Source organism: Globicatella sanguinis NBRC 15551 (assembly GCF_001552295.1).
GTDB lineage: Bacteria > Bacillota > Bacilli > Lactobacillales > Aerococcaceae > Globicatella > Globicatella sanguinis.
In genome coordinates this window covers 1-1,274 of record NZ_BCQX01000220.1, presented here as the reverse complement: position 1 = coordinate 1,274, position 1,274 = coordinate 1, and the positions used below count along the sequence as shown (strand labels likewise).

Annotated in this window: 1 protein-coding gene; it reads left to right on the top strand. The window is 35.3% G+C overall.

From position 1 onward, the window contains the following. Window positions 1–103 precede the first annotated feature (103 nt). A partial coding sequence (gene istA / locus GSA01S_RS10205) for an IS21 family transposase (RefSeq protein WP_066127288.1) occupies window positions 104–1,274 on the top strand: 1,171 nt, incomplete at its 3' end.

The following is a 1,274-nucleotide window of genomic DNA, read 5'->3' as shown; positions in this document are numbered from 1 at the left end:
GTTACAATAAGATTACCCAATTTGTTGCACGTAACTTTCCCCAGTTACAAAAACAATTGAGGTAATCTTTTTTGATATAATTATTCCATTAGGAGGAATGATTATGTCAGAAATTGCAAAGATCACAATCACATCATTAGATGATTTATCCAGGTTAAGTGAATGGTATCAGAAAGGAGAATTGAAATTGAATCTATCAAAGATTGCACGTGAATTAAACTGTGACCGAAAAACGGTTAAGAAGAGACTAGAAGGCGTGATACCAAAGACAACACGTAAGAGAAAAAAGTATTTAGATGAGTTTAAACCGCTGATGCTTTCCTATCTTCATGATTCAACGCGTCACTTCAGTTATATCGATCACCTTTTCTATTTTATGAAAAGAGAACATCATATCACCTGTGCCCGTTCTACTTTTTATCGCTATATTGTGAATGATGAAGAGCTGAGTCAGTCATTCCAACAAAATACTAGAACAGCGTTCACACAACGTTTCGAAACTCAACCCGGTCAACAAGCTCAATTCGATTTAAAAGAAAAAGTAAAATTAGTAACGAATGACGGGCAGACCATTACAGTATATATTCCAACGTTAACTCTTTCATGGTCACGTTACAATGTTCGTCGACTGATATTAAATCCGACAACAGAAAACTTACTGTCATTTTTAGCAGAAGCATTCGAGGAAATTGGCGGAGCACCACGAGAATTAGTCATTGATAATTTGAAAGCATTTGTCGAAAAACCACGAACGAGTATGGGAGATAAAGCTGTCTTAACTTCACGTTTTTCAGAATTTTGTAAAGATTATGGTATTGAACCACTGCCGTGTATGGTCTATCGTCCTCAAACAAAAGGAAAAACGGAGACGCAGAATAAATGGGTGGAACAATTATATAATTACAATGGTACCTATGAAGGGATATGGACTATGCATCATCGGTTAAAACAACTGAATGAAGAAGATAACAGAGGCATTTCTCAAGCGACAAGGTTGCCACGAAATTTCTTATTAGAAAAAGAAAAAGGTGATTTGGTCCCACTGCCATCCTTATCAGTCAGAAAACCTTATCACCTTCATCTTAAAAAAGTTCATGTTACCAACGACTCTCTCTTCCAATACCATTATAATAAATATTCCGTTCCAAAAGAATTTATCGGTAAACAAGTAGAAATTATCGTTCAAAACAATAAACTTTATATTTATTATAACGGAAACATCATCGATAGTCATCCTATAACCAATCAACTGTTCAACATAAAGCCAGAGCACC